This is a genomic window from Pedobacter planticolens, assembly GCF_014172375.1.
Taxonomy (GTDB): domain Bacteria; phylum Bacteroidota; class Bacteroidia; order Sphingobacteriales; family Sphingobacteriaceae; genus Pedobacter; species Pedobacter planticolens.
In genome coordinates this window covers 2,080,918-2,105,539 of the sequence record NZ_WNXD01000001.1, presented here as the reverse complement: position 1 = coordinate 2,105,539, position 24,622 = coordinate 2,080,918, and the positions used below count along the sequence as shown (strand labels likewise).

At 35.0% G+C, this 24,622-nt stretch carries 18 protein-coding genes and 1 rRNA gene; 4 read left to right on the top strand and 15 right to left on the bottom strand.

Features of this window, described 5'->3' with window-relative positions; all coding sequences use genetic code 11:
* A 5S ribosomal RNA gene (rrf, locus tag GM921_RS17640) occupies positions 1–73 on the top strand; the annotation flags it as partial.
* A 229-nt stretch (positions 74–302) separates the two neighbouring features.
* Positions 303–1,283: an acyl-ACP desaturase gene (locus tag GM921_RS08675; RefSeq protein ID WP_182922202.1), complete on the top strand. Its 981-nt coding sequence runs from the start codon at positions 303–305 to the stop codon at positions 1,281–1,283.
* Between the two features lie 70 nt (positions 1,284–1,353).
* Here GM921_RS08675 and GM921_RS08670 read toward each other — a convergent pair whose 3' ends face one another.
* Positions 1,354–4,719 carry a methylmalonyl-CoA mutase family protein gene (locus GM921_RS08670; RefSeq protein ID WP_182922201.1) on the bottom strand — a complete coding sequence of 1,122 codons (3,366 nt, stop codon included), beginning with the start codon at positions 4,717–4,719 and terminating at the stop codon, positions 1,354–1,356.
* A 332-nt stretch (positions 4,720–5,051) separates the two neighbouring features.
* On the opposite strand from GM921_RS08670, the gene GM921_RS08665 reads away from it, so the two are divergent.
* Positions 5,052–5,417: a hypothetical protein gene (locus tag GM921_RS08665; protein ID WP_182922200.1), complete on the top strand. Its 366-nt coding sequence runs from the start codon at positions 5,052–5,054 to the stop codon at positions 5,415–5,417.
* Positions 5,418–5,645: 228 nt separating this feature from the next.
* Here the strand turns inward: GM921_RS08665 and pafA are convergent, their stop codons facing one another.
* From pafA to GM921_RS08610, 11 genes are all read right to left on the bottom strand, one after another.
* A complete protein-coding gene (gene pafA / locus GM921_RS08660; protein ID WP_182922199.1) occupies positions 5,646–7,313 on the bottom strand; it encodes an alkaline phosphatase PafA in 1,668 nt (555 codons plus the stop codon).
* Between the two features lie 71 nt (positions 7,314–7,384).
* Positions 7,385–8,671, bottom strand: coding sequence for a bifunctional folylpolyglutamate synthase/dihydrofolate synthase (locus GM921_RS08655; RefSeq protein ID WP_182922198.1), 1,287 nt, complete (start codon positions 8,669–8,671; stop codon positions 7,385–7,387).
* Positions 8,672–9,173: 502 nt separating this feature from the next.
* A complete protein-coding gene (locus tag GM921_RS08650; RefSeq protein WP_182922197.1) occupies positions 9,174–9,989 on the bottom strand; it encodes an energy transducer TonB in 816 nt (271 codons plus the stop codon).
* Entirely contained in the window at positions 9,989–10,390 is a 402-nt protein-coding gene (locus tag GM921_RS08645; RefSeq protein ID WP_182922196.1) for an ExbD/TolR family protein, read from the bottom strand. The genes GM921_RS08650 and GM921_RS08645 overlap by 1 nt, the downstream gene beginning before the upstream one ends.
* Positions 10,390–11,100, bottom strand: coding sequence for a MotA/TolQ/ExbB proton channel family protein (locus GM921_RS08640; RefSeq protein ID WP_182922195.1), 711 nt, complete (start codon positions 11,098–11,100; stop codon positions 10,390–10,392). Before GM921_RS08640 ends, GM921_RS08645 begins: the two co-directional genes overlap by 1 nt.
* 2 nt (positions 11,101–11,102) lie before the next feature.
* The gene (locus GM921_RS08635; RefSeq protein WP_182922194.1) at positions 11,103–12,344 is read right to left on the bottom strand and encodes an HU domain-containing protein; all 1,242 of its coding nucleotides are present in this window, start codon (positions 12,342–12,344) and stop codon (positions 11,103–11,105) included.
* A gap of 55 nt (positions 12,345–12,399) precedes the next feature.
* Positions 12,400–14,100 (bottom strand): TonB-dependent receptor, encoded by a 1,701-nt coding sequence (locus tag GM921_RS08630; protein ID WP_182922193.1) that lies wholly within the window; start codon positions 14,098–14,100, stop codon positions 12,400–12,402.
* Between the two features lie 9 nt (positions 14,101–14,109).
* Positions 14,110–17,127, bottom strand: coding sequence for a tetratricopeptide repeat protein (locus GM921_RS08625; protein ID WP_182922192.1), 3,018 nt, complete (start codon positions 17,125–17,127; stop codon positions 14,110–14,112).
* Positions 17,128–17,318: 191 nt separating this feature from the next.
* Complete coding sequence (locus GM921_RS08620; protein WP_173273792.1) at positions 17,319–18,251, bottom strand: aspartate carbamoyltransferase catalytic subunit; 933 nt, start codon at positions 18,249–18,251, stop codon at positions 17,319–17,321.
* 72 nt (positions 18,252–18,323) lie between these two features.
* A complete protein-coding gene (gene pyrR / locus GM921_RS08615) occupies positions 18,324–18,878 on the bottom strand; it encodes a bifunctional pyr operon transcriptional regulator/uracil phosphoribosyltransferase PyrR (RefSeq protein WP_182922191.1) in 555 nt (184 codons plus the stop codon).
* A gap of 189 nt (positions 18,879–19,067) precedes the next feature.
* Entirely contained in the window at positions 19,068–19,784 is a 717-nt protein-coding gene (locus GM921_RS08610; RefSeq protein WP_182922190.1) for an endonuclease/exonuclease/phosphatase family protein, read from the bottom strand.
* Positions 19,785–19,841: 57 nt separating this feature from the next.
* On the opposite strand from GM921_RS08610, the gene GM921_RS08605 reads away from it, so the two are divergent.
* On the top strand, positions 19,842–20,237 hold the full coding sequence (locus tag GM921_RS08605) for a thiol-disulfide oxidoreductase DCC family protein (protein ID WP_182922189.1): 396 nt from the start codon (positions 19,842–19,844) through the stop codon (positions 20,235–20,237).
* Here the strand turns inward: GM921_RS08605 and GM921_RS08600 are convergent.
* From GM921_RS08600 to rpsA, 3 genes are all read right to left on the bottom strand, one after another.
* Complete coding sequence (locus tag GM921_RS08600; protein ID WP_182922188.1) at positions 20,234–20,434, bottom strand: hypothetical protein; 201 nt, start codon at positions 20,432–20,434, stop codon at positions 20,234–20,236. The genes GM921_RS08605 and GM921_RS08600 overlap by 4 nt on opposite strands.
* 3 nt (positions 20,435–20,437) lie before the next feature.
* Positions 20,438–22,126: a beta-N-acetylhexosaminidase gene (locus GM921_RS08595; RefSeq protein WP_182922187.1), complete on the bottom strand. Its 1,689-nt coding sequence runs from the start codon at positions 22,124–22,126 to the stop codon at positions 20,438–20,440.
* Positions 22,127–22,534: 408 nt separating this feature from the next.
* On the bottom strand, positions 22,535–24,469 hold the full coding sequence (gene rpsA, locus GM921_RS08590) for a 30S ribosomal protein S1 (RefSeq protein ID WP_182922186.1): 1,935 nt from the start codon (positions 24,467–24,469) through the stop codon (positions 22,535–22,537).
* Positions 24,470–24,622: the final 153 nt, after the last annotated feature.

The window sequence follows — 24,622 nt, the reverse complement described above, 5'->3', positions numbered from 1 at the left end:
CGAACAGAGAAGTTAAGCCCGCCAGAGCCGATGGTACTGCAGTAACATGTGGGAGAGTAGGTCGGTGCCAAATCTTAAAGAAGCCCTGTAACGTAAGTTGCAGGGCTTTCTTGTTTTATAAAAAACTGGAAAGAATTTCTCTAAATCTTCAGCATCAGCTCTTCATTACTTTTTGCTTCCAAAATATAAATCTGTATTCTCGTTATAGAATAGCAGTTTTGAACTATACAAACGCTTTTATTACAAATAAACTAAGACTAAACAAGGGTTTATGCGTATCTTTGTGCCTTAATTAAGAAACGATGAAAATCAATTTTGGATCAAGAAAGGAAGTATTGTCGCATGTAGAAAAGTACATGCTTAAAATGATGCCTACCTATTTGAAGCCTATAGATACCAACTGGCAGCCTTCAGATTTTTTGCCAGATTCTACTAGCGAATCTTTCTATCAAGATATTAAGATATTAAAAGAAAATGCAAAAGATCTTTCTTACGATTTAGTTGCAGTATTAATTGGCGATACGATAACAGAAGAAGCTTTACCAACTTATGAATCATGGTTAATGACGATGGATAATATTTCTCGTGATGAAGAAAGTGGTTGGGTGAAATGGAATAGAAGCTGGACTGCAGAAGAGAATCGCCATGGTGATTTATTGAATAAATACCTATACCTATCAGGTCGTGTTGATATGCGCCAGATGGAGATTTCGACGCAATATTTAATTGCTGATGGATTTGATATAGGTACAGGCCATGATCCTTATCGCAATTTTGTTTATACCAGCTTTCAAGAATTAGCAACAAATATTTCACATAGAAGAGTTGCATCTTTAGCTAAAAAAGATGGTGATGTATTATTGTCAAAAATGTGCGGTGTAATAGCAGCTGATGAATTACGTCATGCAAAAGCCTATAAAGATTTTATGTCAAAGATTTTTGAAGTTGACCCTAATGAAGCAATGATTGCCTTTGAAGATATGATGCGCAAGAAAATTGTGATGCCTGCTCACTTTTTACGTGAAATGGGATTGAAAATAGGACAAACTTTTGGTCATTTTACTGATGCAGCTCAACGGTTAGGCGTTTATACGGCTGTAGATTATGTAGAGATTATGCAACAACTAATCGAAGAATGGAAGATAGATAGCATGAAGGAGCTAAATGAAGCGGGTGAAAAAGCTAGAGATTATATTATGAATTTGCCAGATCGTTTATTACGTGTTGCTGAAAGAATGAAAAATCCTACCATGGATTATAAGTTTAGCTGGATTAATGCTTAACAATTTATAGATATAACAAAAAAGGCTGAATTAATTAATTCAGCCTTTTTTGTTATATGATATTTCCCGATTACATATTTCTACGGTATTGACCACCAACTTCATAAAGTGCTTTGCTAATTTGCCCTAATGAACAGATTTTACACACTTCCATTAATTGGTCAAAGATGTTATCCCCAGCAATAGCTGATTTTTGTAAATCCTTTAAAGCTTGTGTAGTTTTAGCAGCATTTCTATCCTGAAAAGCTTTAAGTGTAGTTATTTGGTATTGTTTTTCTTCTTCCGTAGCTCTAATTACTTCTCCTGGTACAATTGTAGGTGAACCATTTTTATTAAGAAATGTGTTTACACCAACAATTGGAAATTCTCCAGTATGCTTCAAGGTCTCATAATACAAGCTTTCTTCTTGTATTTTACCTCTTTGATACATGGTTTCCATCGCCCCTAGAACACCACCGCGATCATTAATTCGTTTAAATTCTGCTAAAACTGCCTCTTCAACTAAGTCTGTTAAATCTTCAATAATAAAAGCACCTTGTAATGGATTTTCATTTTTAGCTAATCCTAATTCGCGATTAATGATCAATTGAATTGCCATCGCCCTGCGTACAGATTCTTCTGTAGGTGTTGTAATTGCCTCATCATATGCATTGGTATGAAGAGAATTACAGTTATCGTAGATGGCGTATAACGCTTGTAACGTAGTTCTTATATCATTAAAATCAATTTCTTGAGCATGTAAAGAGCGCCCAGAGGTTTGAATATGATACTTTAATTTTTGCGAACGATCATTACCCTTGTATTTGTTTTTAATAGCCTTAGCCCAAATTCTGCGTGCTACTCGACCAATGACTGAATATTCTGGATCGATACCATTACTAAAAAAGAAAGATAAGTTTGGCGCAAAATCATCGATATTCATTCCACGACTTAAATAGTATTCTACAAAAGTAAATCCGTTACTCAACGTGAAAGCTAATTGAGAAATAGGATTTGCTCCTGCTTCGGCGATATGATAACCAGATATAGAAACGGAATAAAAGTTCCTTACTTTCTCATCGATGAAATATTTCTGAATATCGCCCATCATCCGCAATGCGAACTCTGTGGAGAAAATACAGGTGTTTTGTGCTTGATCTTCTTTTAAAATATCGGCTTGAACGGTACCACGAACAGCACTTATTGCGTAAGCTCTAATTTTAGCATACACATCTGCTGGCAAAACTTCATCTCCAGTTAAACCTAACAATAGTAAGCCTAAGCCATTATTACCTTGTGGTAATTCTCCTTGATAAGTAGGGCGTTCTATTCCTTTTGCTTTATATATTTGTTTGATTTTAGCCTCTGTCTCTTGTTCTAATCCATTTTCTATAATGTATTTTTCGCACTGCTGATCAATTGCTGCATTCATGAAAAAGCCTAGTAACATAGGAGCAGGGCCATTAATAGTCATGGAAACAGACGTGGATGGAGCGCAAAGATCAAAACCAGAATATAGTTTTTTTGCATCATCTAAAGTGGCAATACTTACACCAGAATTACCAATTTTGCCATAAATATCTGGACGAATATGTGGATCTTCTCCATACAGTGTAACTGAATCAAATGCGGTAGATAAACGATGCGCAGGTTGACCCAATGATACATAATGGAAGCGTTTGTTGGTTCTTTCAGGGCCGCCTTCTCCTGCAAACATACGGGTAGGATCTTCTCCTTCGCGTTTTAAGGGGAAAACACCAGCTGCATATGGGAATTCTCCTGGTACATTTTCTGTTAGTAGCCAACGTAAAATATCTCCCCAATCTTCATATCTAGGTAAAGACACTTTAGGGATTTGTAATTTCGATAGTGATTCGTAATAAAGCGGTTGTTTAATTTCCTTATCACGTACTTTATATACAAAAAACTCTTCTTTATATTTTTGTTTTGTAGCTGGCCATTGGCGAAGTAAACGTCTACATTCTCCATCTAATTGTTCTTCTAGAAAAGTATAGGCTTCTTTTAATCCTTCACCAAAGTTTTTAAAATCTGTAGCAAAATCAATTACTCCCTGAAGTTGATATAACTTTCTAGCAATTTTACATTGTTTATCCACCCATTCGTTATAGGTTTCGCTAGCTTCTGCAATTTCTGATAGATAACGAATACGATCTGGTGGAATGATGTAGATCTTTTCTGATTGACTAGCAGTCATTTCCATTTCAGATATAAAATCTACTTTGGTTTTCTCTTTAATGCCTTTTAGTAAAGCCACAAAAAGATTGTTCATTCCGGGATCGTTGAATTGTGACGCCATAGTTCCATATACTGGAATTTCTTCATCCTTGGCATCGAAAAGATTATGGTTGCGTTTGTATTGTTTACGTACATCACGAAGTGCATCTAATGCGCCGCGTTTATCGAATTTATTGATGGCTACTAGATCAGCAAAATCTAGCATGTCAATTTTTTCTAGTTGTGTAGCAGCTCCAAATTCTGGAGTCATTACGTATAAAGAAATATCACAATGTTCTGTAATCTCTGTATCTGATTGTCCGATACCAGAAGTTTCTACAATAATTAAGTCGTAGCCTGCGGCTTTGCAAATGTCTATGCTTTCTTGAACGTTTTTGGAAAGGGCTAAATTAGCTTGACGAGTAGCCAATGAACGCATGTACACTCTTGGATTGTTGATTGCATTCATGCGAATTCTATCGCCTAATAAAGCACCGCCAGTTTTTCTTTTTGAAGGATCTACTGAAATAATCGCTAATGTTTTATCTTTTACTTCGATTAGAAATCTACGAACTAATTCATCAACTAGGGATGATTTACCAGAGCCGCCAGTACCTGTTATGCCTAGAACCGGGGCTTGGTTTTTTAGCGTTAACTTCTTTAATTCATTTACAAATTTTTGTGCACCTTCTGGATCATTTTCGGCAACTGTAATTGCTGATGCTATGCTTTTAACTTCTTTATTAGGGATATCTTGAAGTTCTGTTGTAATTGCTTTGGTAGTGATAAAATCGGTTTGCTCTAGCATGTTATTAATCATGCCTTGTAAGCCCATTTTGCGACCGTCATCTGGAGAATAAATTCTTGTAATGCCGTATGCTTGTAATTCTTTTATTTCTGAAGGAAGGATTACACCACCTCCGCCAGCAAATATTTTAACATGTTTTGCGCCTTTTTCTTGTAGCAAATCGTACATGTATTTAAAATATTCTATATGTCCGCCTTGATAGGATGTCATGGCGATACCTTGCACATCTTCTTGTATGGCACAGTTTACTACTTCTTCTACGGAACGGTTGTGACCCAAATGAATTACTTCTGCTCCTGATGATTGTAGGATGCGACGCATGATATTAATGGTTGCATCATGCCCATCGAAAAGGGCGGCAGCGGTAACAAAACGGATTTTATTTTTTGGTTTATATACTTGAATTTGTTCCATGAAGGTTTTTGTATTTGGTAGGCAAAGTTAGCAAAAACTAAGGATTTTATTGCTTGATGAAAAGCTATAGGATGACAATACTAACCTTTAATTTTTCTTTTTAGCTCACCGCCGCTATGGCTCTTTCGTTTTTCACGGGTGTTTATTTTAGGGGTATTCAAGAATGCTTCGCAATATCTCTTGATAGAAAAGAAACAAAAGATCAAGGCTTAGTATCATCTCTCGGATTAAGCTATTAAAACTTTTAAGGCAACAAGCAGCAGGTTCGATGAAGGATCGAACTGGCTCATTGTTTTGGGCTGTGGTTTTTGAAGGTTTGTGGCAAAGTTTTAATGCTTTCTCCTTCGGGATGCTACAAGGCCAGTCCTCGTTCTTGGGAATGGATTGTAGATTGGGATTGGTTGCAGGGTGGAAAAGTAAAGTTGCAGGTGCTAGGTTTCTTTTGGCAGGTGCTAGGTTTCTACTGGCGGATGCTAGGTTTCTTTTGGCGGAAGTTAGGTTTCTTTTGGCGGGTGCTAGGTTTCTACTGGCAGATGCTAGGTTTCTTTTGGCAGGTGCTAGGTTTCTTTTGGCAGGTGCTAGGTTTCTACTGGCGGGTGCTAGGTTTCTACTGGCGGATGCTAGGTTTCTTTTGGCAGGTGCTAGGTTTCTACTGGCGTGTGCTAGGTTTCTTTTGGCGGAAGCTAGGTTTCTTTTAGCAGGTGCTAAATTTCCAGTGCTTTAGTTTATTGCACGGGTTTTTGTTTTATAAACCTGATTGAGTGGAAATACTTTTTGTGTTGCATGATTCTATGTTTGAATGCAGTGTCTAAAGGTTTCTCGGCTTCGTTCGAAATGACGAAAGGCATTGATACAAAAAGATTGTAACGGAAAGCAGGGCTAACGTTGTTTGTTGCCCTGCTTTTGCTTTTCGAAAAAAGAATATTTTATTGGTGTGTAAGTTCTGTTATTGGCGAACCGACGCTGCCGCTTGGCATTTGAATCTGTAACATGGCGGCTAGGGTTGCGGCAATATCTGTCATATAATGGGTTTGATTTGTTTTGCCTGGCTTCACTTTCCAACCCATAAATACCAATGGGATGTGGGAATCGTAAGGGTACCAAGCGCCGTGGGTGGTGCCGGTAGCGCTGCCATCGAACCAGTTGGATTTTAGGAGAAAATATACATCGCCGCTACGGCGAGCATTATAGCCGTTTGTGATGCGCTCTCTAATTTCTTGTGGAATTGTTGAGGTGTTGAGGATTTGTAAATCGACTGCATCTGCTACTCCGTCTTGTTTTTTTAGATAATCTATTGCTGTTTGTTTAACTTGAGCAAAATCCACTTTTTTGTTATCAATAACGGTATGATCGAAATAAACTTGATTGTTCATTACGGTAATTACTGATTTAGAAAGGTTGAATTTTTTATTCATTAGGGTGTCTAATCCTTTGCGAATTGCAGAGCTACTTACTAGGCCTCCTGGCAATTTATTTTCGGCCATGAAACCTGGTACATGAGCTACAGCATGGTCGGCAGATAGGAAGAATAGGTAATTTCCTTTGCCTAGCGTTTTATCTAAATAAGTGAAGAAATCTTCTAAATCTTTATCTAAACGCAGGTATGTGTCTTCGATTTCGATAGAGTTTGGTCCGAATTGGTGGCCAACATAATCTGTAGATGAGCAGCTTACTGCTAAGAAATCGGTGTTGCCTGTTTGACCTAGTTTCTCTTGTTGAATTGCTAGTTTAGACATTTCGAAGGTCATGGTGTTGCCGTATGGCGTGCTGGTAATTAGCGAATAGTTTTTGCCAGCGTAGTTGGTTAACAGGTGAGGAAATGCAGAAGTAGCTTCTCCTTTGAATTTTCCTTCATAGGATTTATCATCGGCTGTGCTTTGTGTGTAGGTTTCGATTGGATATAATGTTTTCCAATCATTTGCATAGTATTTATTGACTTCTTTTTTGTCGTTATAATCTGAAACCCATTTAGGTAGGGTTTGCATGTAGAAGGTACTTGTAATCCAGTTTCCTGTTCCACCATCGTACCAATACGAAGCATTTGCTGTATGACCTGCTGGAAGAATTGAACCGCGATCTTTTTGCGAAATACCAATTACTTTGCTTTTGAAGTTGGTTGCTAAGCGAAGTTCGTCTGTAATGGTGGTAACTAGCATGTTTTTTGGAGACATTTCTCCTGCTCTTGAGGTGCTACCAACTGTTTTTACAGCTTTATCTTCGGTGCAATATACATCTCGATTTTGTTCTGGATCGTACCAATTGTTGCCGATAATACCGTTTATTGCTGGTACTGATCCTGTATAAATTGAGCTATGACCACAAGCTGTGTAGGTTGGTGTATATGGAATGAAGGTGTTTTCGGCAGAGAAACCTTCGTTAATTAAACGTTTGAAACCTCCTTTTGAGTAACGGCTATAGAAACGGTATAAATAATCCCAACGCATTTGGTCTATTACCATGCCTACGACTAATTTTGGTCGGGCAACGGTTGCTGCATAATTTGTAGTAGTAGTTGTGGGTTTAGTCCACTTTTGTGCAAAACTTGGGCTAAACGATGTTAAAAGGAATAGAAAAAATAGGTATTTGAATCTCATTATAAATTGGTTTAACTATCGGTAAAAATAACAATCTGATTGTGAAGTAAATGTGAATTTTCGATAATTTATTATAATATTTCTGCTACAACAAAGGTGCTACCACCTACAAATATTAGGTCTTTTGGTGTTGCTTTACTTTTAGCATTTTGAAAGGCTTCTTTTACTGTATTAAATTCTGTTCCTTTTAAACCAAATGTGGCAGCTTGTTTGGTTAATTCGTTTGTTGGTAGGGCTCTTTCTAAATTGGGTTGACAAAAATAATAGGTAGCATTTTTTGGAAGTAATGCTAGTACGCCGGAAATATCTTTGTCTTTGACCATACCGATTACTACATGCAGTTTTTGGTGTGGCGTGTTTTTAATGTTTTGCATTACTTCTGTAATGCCTGCTTTATTGTGGCCTGTATCGCAAATAACTAAGGGATTTTTACTTATGGTTTGCCATCTGCCTTGTAAGCCTGTTAGTTTTTTTACGTTTTTTAGTGCGGTGTATACTGCTTCGTCTGGGATGCTGTATCCTATTTCTTTTAATTTAAGAATCGATTCTATTACGGTGAGAATGTTTTTAAGTTGATAGCTTCCTGTTAGATCGAGGGCGAGGTTTGGGTAGATTAATTGGGTTTCTTTATAGATATTGACAATTAATAGAGAGCCTTTTTGGTGTGCGTTTTCGATGTGCAAAGAGGAGCCAGCAAAGCTGATGGATGAGTTTTCTGCTTTAGCTTTTTGGATAAAGATGGCTTCAGTTTCTGTTTGTTTTTCGCCAATTACTACTGGGATATTTTTTTTGATGATGCCTGCTTTTTCAAAAGCAATTTCAGGTAGGGTATCGCCTAAGATATTAGTATGATCTAAGCTGATGTTGGTGATTACTGAAAGTTCTGGTGTGATGATGTTTGTAGAGTCTAATCGGCCGCCTAAACCTACTTCGATTACGGCAATGTCTACTTTTTCTTTTGCGAAATAATCGAATGCCATGCCTACGGTTACTTCAAAGAAAGAGGGTTCAATTTCTTGAATAATATCTTGTTGGCTTGCTACAAAATCTTTTACAAATTGTTTAGTAATCATTTTTCCGTTGATACGGATGCGTTCTCTAAAATCTTTTAGGTGAGGAGAGGTGTATAAGCCTGTTTTATAACCTGCTTGTTGTAAAATAGCGGCTAACATGTGCGATGTGGAGCCTTTACCATTGGTGCCGCCAACATGAATGCTTTTGAATTTGTTTTGAGGATTATCTAATTTGGCACACATGGCTAGTGTGTTATGAAGATCTTTTTTTAAAGCAGCAGCGCCAACACGTGTAAACATTGGGAGTTTGCTGTATAGATAATCGAGTGTTTGTTGGTAGGTCATTTGAGTTGTTTACAGATGACAAAAGTAGTAAAGGTTAGGTTATTTTGGGGTAAAATTAATTACAACCACATAGGCACATAGATTTTTATGAAAGCCAAAGTTTCATAGAATGCCTGAAGGCATTTCAATAGGTACATAGAGGCTATGTTTAGCAAATTTATCTCTCTATATCACAAGGTTAAATACCCCTCTGTGTCTATGCGGTTATATTTTTAAACAGTTTCTAAGGTTATTAAAGTTTCTGCTAAGGATAATTGGCGCTTTCCGCAAGGACAAGGTCGATTTTAGTAGAACGAAGAGGGTGTGCTTAGGCTTGAGATAGTTAAAAAAAAAGCGAAATGATTGACCTTTAGGGTCTTTCCTGCTAAAAAGATGCTTCGACTACGCTCAGCATGACGACCGTTTATATAAAACGCCATAAAAATTTAGTAAAGAAAACCCAGTGTTGTAAGATTGCTTCGTACCTCGCAATGACGACTATTTATATAAAACGCCATAAAAATTAATTTACTTTAAAGTAGAAAGTAACGATCCCGCTTCTATCGGTACCGCCAATTTCATTTTTTGATAGGGATGAATTGAGTACCGCTTGCAAGCATTTTTGCTGTAGCTCTGGATCCATTAAAGTAGATGTTCTTAAATAAACTTGTGCATTTGTTATTCTTCCCTCTCTATTGTAAAAGGCTTTGATGGCGATTTTTCCTGTTTGCTGGCCATTATCTTTTGGTGTAACCAAATTATTAAATCTGCTTAATGGAATAGGTGTATTTCCGTTGCCAGAGCCACCTTCGCCATAGTTTGGTGCTAAAGGATCTCCATTTATACTCCCTTGATTGCCTGGTGTTGTTCCAGTTCCATCGCCTTGTCCTTTTCCATTATTTTTATTGCCTTTGTAAAGTGCATTTGGATTAATAGTAGGTTGCGCTGGTTTGGCTTCTGTAGCACTAGTTGGTGCATTATTATTTTTAGTTGCTTTTGTATTGATAGCAACTGCATCTTCTGAATTTTGAGTAACTACATCCTTTGCATCAACTTGTGATGAAGTTGTTGGAGTAACTTTTTGCTCTGGAGTAACTTTGTCGGGCAGTTTATTATTAGCATTTGGATCCATTGATGGTTCTTCAATACTTGTATAATCACTTCCTATTCCTGTTGCAGATGTGCCATAATTAACTACCATACCGCCCATGCCTGGTGGTTCTTCTGGTTTAAATGCGCTAATTACCCAAATAAAACTCAAGGCAATAAATAGAGCCATTAGCCCTGCAGATATTGCAATTGCTTTCGGATAATTATTTTCTTCGCTCGTAGTTATCATTATTTTTTAGGCTCTACAGCTACAACAAGCTTTAATTTCATTTTGTTTGCAATATCAGAAACTTGAAATCCATCCTGATAAGTAACATTTCGTGCTACGTATAAAATTACAGTTAAATCTGGTTCGATTTTTTGATATCTCTCTAATTCTGTTTGCAATTCTGTTAATGTAACGGCTTTTTTATTGATGGTGTATTTTAAATTCTCATCTATAGTTACCGTTACTGCTTTTTTGGCGGTAGATTGCTGTCCACTTGAAGATTGTGGTACCAAAAGTTTAACAACTGTTGGATTGACTACTGCCGATGCCAATAGAAAAAACAGCAGCAAGAAGAACATGATATCATTCAGCGCAGAGGTGTGAACCTCAACTGTACCTTTTTTTCCTTTGCGTAAATTCATTATTTGCCCGGCTCTTCTAATAAATCTATAAATTCAATTGCATCAGTTTCCATTCTAAGGATGATTTTTTCTACCATCATATTTAAAATGTGATATAAAACGTAGGCTACAATCCCGATAATTAATCCTGTTGCAGAGGTAATCATTTTGGTGTATAAACCACCAGAAATAGTTCCGATTTCAATTGCACCTTTAATCGATACATCATGGAAAATGGTAATTACCCCAATAATTGTACCCACGAAACCTAGCATTGGTGCAATACCTGCGATAATACCTAATATACCAATGTTCTTTTCTAGTTTAGAGACTTCTAATTTTCCTGTGTTTTCAATCGCACCTTCAATATCTTTAATTGGCCTGCCAATTCTTTTTAAGCCTTTTTCTAACATTCTGGCCAAGGGCGATTTTGTGTTTTTACATAAAGCAATGGCACTATCTAATCTTCCTTCGTGAATATTTTGTCTAATTTGAAACATTAAATTTGATTCGTCTTTTGATGATTTACGAATGGTTAAATAACGTTCTGTAAAAATAACTAAACCTAAAAATGCTAATAAAGCTAGTGGTAACATTACCCAACCACCTTTAAATAATAAATCTATAAAATGTAATTCTGGTTGAGCAGGTGTTGTTGGAGCAGCAATTCTATTTGCGGAATCTATAGCACTTTTTGCTGTATCTACAGCAGCCATTAACAATGTAATCATATTTATTTTTTGTGTGTTTTGGGTTTAATGGGTTGGATATAAATACCCGGATTTTTTAGTTTAGTTCTTAGACTATCTCTATATTTCAACGCATCTTCATTGGTTAAAAAAGAACCAGCGCTTATGTTAATCATAGTTTTAGATAGCTTAATTTTTCTAGCTGTAACACCTTCTTTAGCTAAATTTGCAATAATTTTATTTGCTTTTCTTTCTGTTGCAACTGCACTTACCAATACTTCATAAATCATTACTTTACTACTATCGATAGTTGTAGTAGCAGAATCTGTAGTTAGTTTAACTAAATCGTTGTTTTTAGCAAGACTATCTACTTTTGAAGAATCGGCTTTATTTGTTAACGAATCATTTGGTACGATTGGTACATTTTTATCCTGTTTCCCTTCAAAATTATGTTTGATGTATTTATCAAAAAATGGAGGATTTATAAAATAAGCTATTGCACCAGCGGCTATAATGATAAGCAGTACAATTAGAAACTTCATGAAAAAAGGAAGACCTTTTTTAGATTCAGGTTCTTCTTCAAGAATTTCTTCAGTAGAAACTTCATTTTGAATATCCTCTTCTTTTTCTTCCTCTTCAGTTGTTTCAATTATTGGAGGTAAATCATTTAGATTATGATAAGTTTTTTCATTGTTTTGAACATCGGCTATTTCTTCATAAACTTCTTGTTCATCATTAACTAAAACATTTTCTTCTAAATTATCAGTAGTTTCCTGACCAGGATTTTCCTCTTCTAACTTATTTTCTTCCTCAATTTCTTCAATTGTATTTTCTTCAACTTTGTTGATAGGAGTTGAAATTTCTTCTTTTTCAGTTTCTGAATTAATTTCAGTTAAGGTTGGTAAGCCATAAAACTCAAAACCAAAACTGCTTTCTTGCTCTGGTATAAAAGTAAGTTCATCGTTAACTAATTTTAGCTTACCAATTGGCGCTAAATCAGCTTCATATTTATCAGCTAATTCAGCATGTATTTTCTCTGCAAATTCTCCAATATAGTAATTGGCAGAATCTGTAGTTATATTTCTTTTGTTGCTGATGAAATTTGCTAATTCTTCTTGCTCTTTTAACTCTTTAGTAAACGCAATAATATAGCTTGGTGGAACAAACGCATGTTTATCTGCATCGTATTTACCAGGTGATTTTTTTTTATATAGCGTACCCAAGCCAGCAATACCCACTGTTTTGCGGGTTTGTAAAAGCTCTGTTAGGTATAATAATATATCCATTCTGGTAAAAATAAATTTTAATTCGGTATCAACCAATAATTAATTTCTTAACCTGTTAAAATGAATAGGTTAAGCCGCCAAAAATATTTAAACCATTCATGCGATAATACAAAAATTTGCTATATTTTGTATTGAGCAAATTATTGGCTTTTGCGAAGACAGAAAATTTATTGTTGATTTTATAATCTGCGCCAATGCCTAAATCTACAAAGCCTTTTACGTTAACTATACTTTCTTTGGTGAAATCTGGAATGGGAGGATAGGTGCCAGCCGATGTTATTGGATCTGCTGTGTACACTTTGGCATTGCTATCGCCTTGTATGGCTATACTTGCATTGAAGTTTAATTTTTTATTGTAGGTATAGAAAAGGTTAGAACCGATGCGAAGTTGTGGCTTAAAATAACTTTCCTGCTCAGCTGCTGCTTTATAATCTTCGATATTTAGCTTACCAGTCCATTTTAAGTCATCACTTACTTGCACCGAAATTTCTCCTTCTAAGCCTAATAATTTCATGGTTCCGAAATCGTAAATCACATCGAACTTATTGAAATCGGTAAAATTATTAACGAATAAAGGCATATCGGTTATTTTTTTACTGTAAAATCTAGCTTTGTAACCAAAACCTGGTCCGCCTGTACCTTTTATGCCTGCGCTAATGCTTATTTTTTCTACACTGTTTTGTATAGCGATATTGCTATTTAAGAATGGGTTTTCATCGGTAAAGTTTTTCAATGTATTGCGATTAACATCACCTTTTACTTCACCAAATATTTGTAGGAAATCAGGAATTAAAGTGAAATCTGCTGTAATAGCTGGGAAAATTCTAGTTGATGAAAAATCACCAAACTCTTGTACAAAGTTTATTCCTGCAGTAATTTTAACTCCTTTTGCTTGTAATTTTAAATAAGGATTTAAGCGTAACAAATTGTTAGAAACACTGGTGCTAAAACCTTTTGTGTTTCCGATTTCAGCCGCTGCTGCTAAACCTACATTAAAACTGCTAATTCTTTTGTTCAAATATCCTGTTAAAGTTAAAGCTTGTTCTTTAGCATCAAATTTATCGCTAAACATATACGCGTTAACTTTTGCAGCGTAACTCAATGCATTTTCATCGCCAGTATATTTATTTACCGCTTCCCCTTCTAGTTCGAAAAAGTTTAACACTTGCCTTTCGGGATTTGGGTTTAAAGTTGGTCTTGCGTCATCATTTCCATAAAAATACAAACCATGTCTTTCGTAATTTAAACGACCACTCAATGTTGCTTTATTACCAATACTTCTTCCAAAAACACTTAGTTGCTGTGTATTATCGTTTTGCTTATTGAGTTTTCCTTCTTGACTAAAATGTCTGAAAAATGCTCCAGCTTGCAAGGCTTCATCACGACCAATATTTACATAAGCTTCGGCTAAAAGTGTAGACAGAGAGCCTATACCACCTTTTACATAATTATTTATCAATTCAGTGGCACGCTCGTCAGCCAATTGTTGCGCTTGTAATTTCTGAATATCAGAGTTAAGTTCTAATTTTCTATCGGTGAGTGTATAGTTAAATTTAGCTTTATAGGTTTTAATGTTATCTAAATCAGGGCTTCTTCTTAATTTAACAGCTTCAGCTAAAACAGGTTTATAAGGTCTAATAATCTCAACTTCTTCGGTTACAGCTTTTTCAGGAGGTTTAACATCCTGCGCTTTTGCTATAAAAGTACCTGCAGCTAAAAAGAATAAAGTCGTATATATGGTTTTATTTAATCTCATCTTCATCGTCTAGTTTAATTTTGCTAATTTCTCTTTGGCGATTGGAATAATGTCATCCTTGCCTTCGTAATTGTCTATGATACTTAATAAGGTGCTTTTTGCTTGTAATTTGTCTTTCAGCGCTAAATAATTATCAGATAATAAAATGAACGATTTAGCTACCCAATAATCGTATGATGGCATATTGTTAATCAAATCGAAACAGGTTTTTTGAGAAGTTTTGTAATCGCCTTTGGCATATTGTAAAGCAGCCAAATTGTATTTTGCTTCTGCTGCAGCTAGTGTTTTGGTTTTAGCCACCACATTATTAAATGACTTTATCGCCTGAACTGTATCAGCTTTTAATAAATACGCTTTACCTAAATATAAGTCTGAACTATTTTTTTCTTCTTCAGATGCTTTGTCAGAGTTTTTGATGAGATCAGCATATTTAAGCATATCATCGGGCATATTTAAGGCATTGTACGCTTTCAATAAATTATTAATTGCGTAAGTGTAATGCACTTTATAATCGGCTGTAGTTTCTAACCTTTTTAAGTAAACAATCGCTTCATTGTATTTTTTCTCATCCATTAATACTTTCGAAACACTGATTAACGAACGCTCAGTATAATCGCTTGTCCAATCGTTAAGAATGTAATCGTAATCTGCAATTGCTTCTGCAGAGCGATTTAATTTTACCAAAGATTCTGCTCTAATAAACTTGGCTTCCTTATCATGAATGGCTTTTGGGAATTTATCAAAATATGCATTTACAGCTTCATAAGTTCCTTGCGCATCGCCTTTTAAATATCTATTGTTAGCCGCTTGAAAAACGATATTATCTTGTTCGCTCATCGAATAATTTCCCAATGGAGTAGTTCCAGCATAGCTGATAAAACCATTTGCATCGCCTTTATCTACATAAATATTTTTTATCGATTCTAAAGCTTGTTTAGCTTCTGGCGCACTTGCGTAGTCTCTAATTACTTTTTTGAATGATTCTAGTGCTGCATCATCTTGATCTTGGTTGTATTGCACCAAACCGATGGTTACTAAAGCACGAGGAATGTAACTGCTACGTGGATATTTCGCCACTAAATCAACTAAATCAGATTTCGATTTATCAAATTCTCCTTTATTGAAATAGGTATAGGCAGTTTCAAAGCCAGCATCATCAGCGTAGTTTGAAGTAGGAAATTTGCTTAATAAACTTTGCATGGTCGCAATTTTAGCATCATCTTGTTTTTGCAAACCTTGTATCATACCACGTTGAAACAATGCATAATCTTCGCCAGTTAATTTACCATTGATGATTTTATTATAGTTTGACATGGCTTCGTTATAGTTTTTATTAACGAAATAAGAATCTGCCAAACGGATAGTTGCATCATTTACAGTTTTTGGATCTTTATCATTTCCACTTAAAAACCGCTCGAAATAAGTAGCAGCTTTAGCATATTTTTCGTCTTCGAAAGCAGCGTAACCTAAAGCGTAATTAGCGAAATTGTACACTTCAGTTTTTTCTGCGGCAGGTATAGCTAAGAATTTTTCGAAGGTTTTAACAGTTTCCCCAAACTTGCGCAATTCGTACATCGATTCTGCCATCCAATACACACTTAAAGCGTAAATTTCTTTATCCTCTTGAAAATTACCCGAACGTAAAAACATAGATAAAGCATTTGGGAAAGCTCTTTCGTTGTAAAATTCTAATCCGCGGAAATAAGTTACTTTTTGGTATGCTTCTTTAGCTTCTGGAGTTTTGCTTTGAATAGGTTCTAAAATATCAATAGCTGCCTGATAATTTTTACTAGTTAATAAAATTTCTCCTAATAAGGTTTTCGCTTCATTTATTTTTTTGGAGTTAGGAAATTGCTTTAAAAAACTTTGAGTAGACTCTAAAGCTTGTGAATTGAACTCTAACTCGTAACTCAGCTTTGCGTAATTAATCCACGCTTCTTCTTGTATGTTTTTGTCAAAATCTAATCTGGATGCTCTGAAAAATGCACTCCTCGCTTTTTCTTTATTATTTAATTTAAGTGCTGATTTACCTAGGGTGTACATACCGTTTTGCAGGTAAATATCATCGGTGTTTAGTTTTTCTAATACTGGAACGGATTCTTTAAATTTTCCATTTTGGAATAAAGCGTATCCATATTGATAAATGAAAAGATTGTTTTTGCTCTGACTTTTATCTTTAGCATAAAATTCTGTAAAGTATTTCTCGGCATTTTTAAATTCAGATTTAGCGAAATAAGATGCCGCAACTAAACTTAGCATTTCAGGCTCAAACTGTTGTTTGGTTTTTGCCATTGCAGGTATTGCGTAATCAATAACATCGTCATAACGTTCATCCAAATAATACATAGAAGTGATGTAATACGGATAACTTGCTTCATAAGTAGGAGAACCTTTTAGCTTTTCAAAATTAGCAAGAGCAGTTTTATATTCCTTATTTAGGTAGTTGATGTAAGCGAAGTAGTAAGTTGCGCTTTCTTTAAATTGAGAATCTTCTTTTTTGACAGCTTCAAATAAAGGCTCGGCTTTTTCATAATTCTTCAATTCAAAATACGCATAGCCTTGTTTAAATTGATATTCAACTCGTTGTTTTTGTGAAAGTGAACTTGGTTCTGTTTTTTCAAACCATTCTAATGCTTTTGTATAATTCTTTTGTGCGAAATAAGATTTTCCAACATGGAAATACGCCAATTTTGTATTAGGATTTAGCGGATATTCTCTAATAAATTCTTGAAATAATGTTTCAGCATCTTCATTTCCTAATTCTAAAGCACAAACAGCTGCATAAAATTTAGCATTCTCTTTTAATAAAGATAATTCGGCATTGCTTTCTTGTTGTGTACTTGCTTTGCTTCTAATCTGCTCTACCAATTTAAATTGTTGGGCGGCTGCTACATATTTTTCATTTTGAAGAAGCTCTAAACCAGTTTGGTAATTTTTATTGAGATTTACTAATGGACTTACTTGGGCAAAATTGGCGCTGATACCGCCAACTAAAAAGAAGGGAACTAATAGGTATTTCTTATGCATAGGTTTCAAATATGGTTGGTACTAAATTATAAATAGTATCAAAGCTTATCAACATAAGTAATTAACATCTGTTGATAACACAGGTTTAACGAATAGATTTTGAAATTGGTATAGATGAGTCCGGAAGTCCGAGAAATTTGAAAGTCTGAAAGTCTGATGTCTAAGTTCTAAATGCCTTATACTAAGTTATTTTAGTCGTTTTGACTGGCCAGTAAATAAAGTACAGCCATTCTAACTGCTACACCATTTTCTACTTGCTCTAAAATGATAGATTGTTTGCTATCGGCAACATCGCTGGTAATCTCTACACCACGATTAATTGGGCCTGGATGCATTACTACAATTTCCTTGTCAAGATTATCTAAGATTTGTTTGTTAAGACCATACATCATGGCGTATTCGCGTTGCGACGGGAAATATTTAATGTCTTGTCTTTCTAATTGGATGCGCAACATATTGGCTACATCACACCAGTTAAGCGCTTTTTTTAAATCGTGTTCCACTTTAACACCAAGTGATGCAATGTGTTTTGGAATTAAAGTCGTAGGTCCGCAAACCATCACTTCTGCACCTAACATTTGCAGGCAAAGTATGTTTGAAATAGCAACTCTCGAATGCAAAATATCACCTACAATTACTACTTTTTTGCCTCTCACATCGCCTAGTTTCTGGCGGATAGAGTACGCGTCTAGTAAAGCTTGTGTTGGGTGTTCATGTGCGCCATCGCCAGCATTAACAATTTGTGCCTTAATGTGTTTACTTAAAAAAACGCCAGCTCCAGCATATGGATGACGCATCACCACCATATCAACTTTCATGGCTAAGATGTTGTTTACTGTATCAATTAAGGTTTCACCTTTGCTAACTGATGATGAAGAAGCAGCAAAGTTTACAACATCTGCAGAAAGTCTTTTTTCGGCTAATTCAAAAGAAAGTTTAGTGCGAGTAGAGTTTTCGAAAAATATATTGGCAATAGTGATATCCCGCAAGGAAGGAACCTTTTTAATGGGACGATTGATGACATCTTTAAAATTATCAGCGGTTTCAAAAATCAATTCAATATCATTCAGGTTAATATCTTTAATGCCTAAAAGATGTCGGGTTGATAATTTTTCTGCTGCCATTTTACGTTATTGCTTTTTATCTGTTTATTATATTGTTTTTAATTGTCAGATAGAGCTTTCCATCCAAAATAATCATTTTGGCGTGGACGGTTCTGATAATAAAATCACTTTGTCTTCACCTTCGTTCTCTTTCCAGCTCACCTTAACTTTTTGTGAGTCAACACAATCTACCTGTTGCCCAATATAATTTGGCTCGATGGGTAAGTGTCTAGAAAATCTTCTGTCAATCAAAACCATCAACTCTACTTTTTCTGGTCTGCCATATGCTAACAATGCATCCATCGCGGCACGAATTGTTCTGCCAGTCCATAATACATCATCAATTAAAATGACTTGTTTGCCTTCAATAATAAAATCTATGGTATTGCTGCTTGCGGTAACTAAACCGTCTTTTCTTCTAAAATCATCCCTGAAAAAAGTAATATCTAAATTCCCTTTTTTAATTGATTTTGTTTTTAGAATTTCAGAAAGTTCTTGGTGTACGCGATCTGCAAAATAAGTTCCTCTGGGTTGAATGCCAATTAATACAGTATTAGTAAAATCGGTGTGGTTCTCAATTAACTGATGACAAAGTCGCTTAATTGTGATTTGAAATTTCTGACCGTTTAGCAGGGTTCTCTTTTGCATGGAACAAGGATTGGGCAAATATAGACAAATGTTTTAATGTTGGAAAGTTGAAATGTTTTAAAGTTGAAAAAGGTTGAAAATTGATTTGAAAAGCAAGGTTCAGTTTTCGTCGCAAAAAGCAGCCCTGCTTTCCGCTTTACTTCGTGTTCGCTGCAATCAGGTTTAGGTTGAGCGGAAGTGCAAAAAACATCAACAAGATTTAAAAGTTGCAATAATAGGAACGTGATCACTAAATTTAGTCCAATATTCATATTCTCCAATTTCTACAGCTTGCAGGTTTTGCAGTATATCTTCAGAAACAAAGCAATAATCCAAATGATACGGCTTATCTTGATGTCTGTACAAATAAAGTGTTGGATGTGCTTCTAAACCTTGATTTTGCTTATAATGTGAATGATAAACGCTATAAATTCCTTTATCTTCTAATCGTTTTACAACGGAAGAATGGTTGCCAATTCTTCTTGGTTTATCCCAAATGGTATTGCTATTAAAATCTCCTATCAGGATAGTATTTGTTTGACTAATTAAAGAATCATAATGATGAATTGCTTTCCAAACCTGCTCTACATATTGGCCATCTTTATCGTCAGGATTATTTGCCCAAATAGCGAATAAATTAAAATTGATGTTTCCTTTATTAACTTTTATTGGAACAATCATTCTTAAATTTTCATTGTGATTATCTAATACTGTTAATTCAAAATCATTGTATGAAAATATTCCTAATCCCTTATTTTGATTTTTCCCAAACCACAATGTACTTGTTGGTTTTGGGAAATCTATATCGAAGTTAAACTTATCAGGATGTTCACATTCTGGAATAATAAGTACATCAGGTTGATGTGCCAAAATAAGTTTAGCCTTTTTTCTAAATGCCATATTACAATTCCAAGTAATGATTTTCATATCCACTAAACGAAGATAATTCAATTATTTGCCAAATAAAATCGGCTATCTTTGTATATGCATCCAGTAATATTCTTCGATGGCGTTTGTAATCTCTGTAATAGGGCAGTGCAATTTACGATTAGAAGAGACAGTAAAAATATTTTCCGTTTTGCATCCTTACAAAGTGAATATGCTGCTGAAAAAATAGCTCCATTTAATATCGCTCCAGAAAATTTAGATAGTTTCATTCTGCTAGAAGATGGTAAAGTTTATCAACGGTCAACTGCAGCATTGCGAGTTGTCAGAAAATTAAATGGATTATGGCCTTTGTTATATGGTTTTATAATCATTCCTCATTTTATTCGAGATGTGGTTTATAATTATATCTCTAAAAACCGCTATAAATGGTTTGGTAAACAGGAAAGTTGTTGGGTGCCTACGTCAGAATTGAAAGAGAAGTTTTTAGGTTAATTTTGAGATCTATTTTTTCGTGAGCTCCAAAGCCATACCGACAATAAAATAAGTGGAATAATAATACTTAAAGCAATTACAATAAGTATTGATCTTTGATTAACAATGTCTTTATCCGTTGAATTTAAGATATGAAAACCTTCTTTAATAGCAAATAAAGTAATTAAGGAAACGATGATGGCTAAAATTTTGCGCATGAATTAAGGTTTTTCAGTTAGATATCGTTGACTATAATTTATGTTCATCAAATCATATCGTTTAAATTGAGTTTTTAATCGGTTTAAAAAATCAGGGTAATTTCTTTTTTCTTTCGGACTCCATAAAATCTCACTCAAAGCATCCAATCTAGGGAATAATTGATATTCTGCTTTTGCAGGATTAGCAATATATTCTGACCACAAATTTCCTTGTGCGCCCCAAATGTATTTTGCTTGCTCAGCATTTAGTTCTGCCGGAACAGGATCGTATTTATAAACATTTTCTAGTGGCGAGTATTTTGCGGCAGCTAAACTATCATCCTGTAAAAATTGTTTATGATTAAAATACATCATATTTTCAGGTGTCATAATCACTTTGTGCTTTTCTTTTGCAGCAGCAATTCCTCCTTTTTCTCCTCGCCAACTCATTACAATTGCATTTGGGGCAAGACCTCCATCTAAAATTTCATCCCAACCAATAATTGTTTTCCCTTTTGTATTTACCAATTTCTCAATACGATGAATAAAATAACTTTGCAAAGCACTTTCATCCTTTATGTTATTATCCTTCATAATTTGTTGAGCAACTGGAGAACTTCTCCACCAAACTTTTGAAGCTTCATCGCCACCAATGTGAATGTATTGTGAAGGAAATAAAGCCATTACTTCTGTCAACACATCTTCTAAGAATTTAAAAGTCTTTTCTGTCGGTTGTAAAACATTATTGTATTTGTTCATCATACCCCAAGTTTCTGCAACGGCGTACTTTTTAGTGGGTTCCGTTCCCAATTCAGGGTAAGCAGCTAAAAGTGCCATACTATGTGCAGGCATTTCAATTTCTGGAATAATAGTAATGTATCGTTTCGTAGCATAATCAATCACATCCTTAATTTCTTCTTGCGTATAGAAACCTCCATGTCGAATACCATCCGTTTTAATTATAGCATCTTTTGGGGTGATTTTAATTTCAGCAGGTAAAACTTCATATTTAATATTTTCATTTCCTTTTCCAGGCCACAAACCAATAATGCTACCATTTCTCCAAGCTCCAATTTCAGTTAGTTTAGGATATTTTTTAATCTCAATTCTCCAACCATGATCATCTGTTAAATGCCAATGGAAATAATTCATTTTATGCAGAGCGAGGTAATCGATATACTTTTTAACAAATGCGACATCGAAAAAATGACGACTAACATCTAAATGCATACCACGGTAATCGAAGCGGGGGTAATCAATAATATCTACCGATGGGATTACTAAAGTGCTGGAAGTATTTGAGGTAGGTAAAAGTTGAATAATAGATTGAACGGCATAAAACAATCCTTGTTCTGAAGATGAACCCGCATTTATAGTGGAACTTAAAACAGAAACAAAGTATCTGTTAGGATTAGCATACAATTTATTGTTGACAACAAGTGTTATCATTTTCGCTTTAGAAACTTCGTTTGGTTTATCTGTAATCTTTAGCTTTAAATTGTAATACTTTTGAATGTAGTCAGCTAAATATTGTGCAGAGTTTGTGGTACTTTTTGTTGTGGCAAAGATGATTGTATTTTTATCTATGGTAAAAGTATCATTTGGAAATGCTCCTGGTCTTACTTCTACAGGTTGTGGAATAATATTTACTTGTTGTGCGGAAAGCTTAAATGCGAAGCTGATGAATAAAATTATTAATGCTGTCTTTTTCATAATGATAACTGATTTTCAAAAATAGAAAATCTGAACAGCTTTTTGGTAATGGAACGGAAATGTTGCCAAGAACTACTGGTTTTGTTTTTTAAACCCGATTGGAGTGGAAATACTTTTTGTGAAGACCTATAAGGTCTCTAAAACCTTATAGGTTTGATAAAAAAAGATTGTAACGGAAAGCGGGACAGGAGTAAATGATGAATAAGGACGCTGTTTTTCAAAGCCATTTTTAGCCACAGATTATCAGATTTTGGGCGACAATTATATATGTGGTGATCTCTGTTTTAATCTGTGTCTTATTTATTTAATGAGATTCCTCGCAGGCTCGGAATGACAAAATTGGTTTAAAACAAAAAATCCCGATAACCATTGGCTATCGGGATTAATATATTTAGCTAATCAAAAAGCTTATTTTCCTTTTTTCTTGCTTTCTTCGCCTTCCATTTGCTCTTTTAATTGAGCAAGAACGCTAAGATCACCTAAAGTAGATTTCTCTACAGAATCTTTTACTTTTTTAACTGCACTTACAGAAGCTTTAGCTTCTTTCTTTTTAGTAGCTCTTTCTTCAGCAGCAACTTCAGCTTTAGCCTCTTCCCAAATACGGGCATGAGATACAACGATACGTTTAGCATCTTTGTTAAACTCAATGATTTTGAAGTCATTAGTTTCTTCAGCTTTGATTACAGAACCATCTTCTTTAGCCATGTGTTTAGTTGGTACGAAACCTTCTACACCGTATGGTAAAGCAATAACAGCACCTTTATCAGTTACTTTAACTACAGTACCTTGGTGAATTGAATCCAAAGTAAAGATAGTTTCGAAAGTATCCCAAGGGTTTTCTTCTAATTGTTTGTGACCTAAAGATAATTTGCGGTTTTCAACATCAAGTTCTAAAACAACAACATCTAATGTATCACCAACTTTAGTGAACTCGTTAGGGTGATTAACTTTTTTGCTCCAAGATAAATCAGAAATGTGGATTAATCCGTCAATTCCTTCTTCAATTTCAACAAATACACCGAAGTTAGTCATGTTTTTAACTACAGCTTTGTGTTTGCTTCCAATTGGATATCTTTCTGCAACAGCTCCCCAAGGATCTTGAGTTAATTGTTTAATACCTAAGCTCATTTTGCGCTCATCTCTATCTAAAGTTAAAACTTCAGCTTCGATTTCATCGCCAACTTTCAAGAATTCTTGAGGTGAACGTAAGTTTTGTGACCAGCTCATTTCTGAAACGTGGATCAAACCTTCAACACCCGGAATGATTTCCAAGAAAGCACCGTAATCAGCTACAGTAACAATTTTACCTTTTACTTTAGAACCAACAGCTAAGTTAGCATCTAAATTTTCCCAAGGGTGAGGAGTTAATTGTTTTAAACCTAAAGCGATACGTTTTTTCTCATCATCAAAGTCTAAAACAACAACGTTGATTTTTTCGTCTAATGATAATACTTCTTTTGGATGCTCTATGCGACCCCAAGAAATATCAGTAATGTGAAGTAAACCATCAACACCACCTAAATCGATGAACACACCGAAATCAGTAATGTTTTTCACAGTACCTTCTAATACTTGACCTTTTTCTAATTTAGAAACGATTTCAACTTTTTGGCTTTCTAAATCGTCTTCAATTAAGATTTTGTGTGAAACTACAACGTTTTTAAATTCGTGGTTGATTTTCACAACTTTGAATTCCATTGTTTTACCAACGTAAACATCGTAATCACGGATAGGTTTAATATCAATTTGAGATCCTGGTAAGAATGCTTCTACACCCATGATGTCAACAATTAAACCACCTTTAGTACGGCTTTTCACGAAACCATTGATAATGGTATCATTGTCAAGCGCAGCGTTGATGGTTTCCCAAGAACGTTGTGTTTTTGCTCTCTTGCGAGATAAAATCAACTGACCATTCGCATCTTCTGGAGCTTCTACGAAAACATCCACTGAATCGCCAATTTTCAAATCAGGCGTATCTCTAAACTCTGAAGTAGAAACTAAACCATCAGATTTAAATCCAACATTTAATACTACGTCTTTGTTGTTGATAGATACAACGATACCACTAATGATTTCGCCTTGAGTGATTTGGTTGAAAGTATCTGTATACATATCTTCAAACTTTTTACGGTCTGCGTCACTGTAGTTACCAAATACTTTATCATCTGCATCCCAATCAAAATCTTGATCTGGTGTTGCTAATGATGATTTGATTTGTTCGATAGAAACCGAATCAGCTTCTGACTCAATTGTTTCTTTCTCGGTTAGACGAGCGTCTGCACCTTGTAGTTCGGCTGTTTTAGCCTCTAGTTCTTTTTCTGCTACTTGTTTTTTAGCCATTAATTAATAATCTCCTTTGTTCCCTATTTAGGGACTGCAAAGGTAGAAATTTCTTTTTAAATAGAAAAGAAATTTTTAATTAATGTTACTGATAATTAAGGATATAGTAATTACTAGTACACGTTAAAGATATTGAAATACCAATTTTTAGAA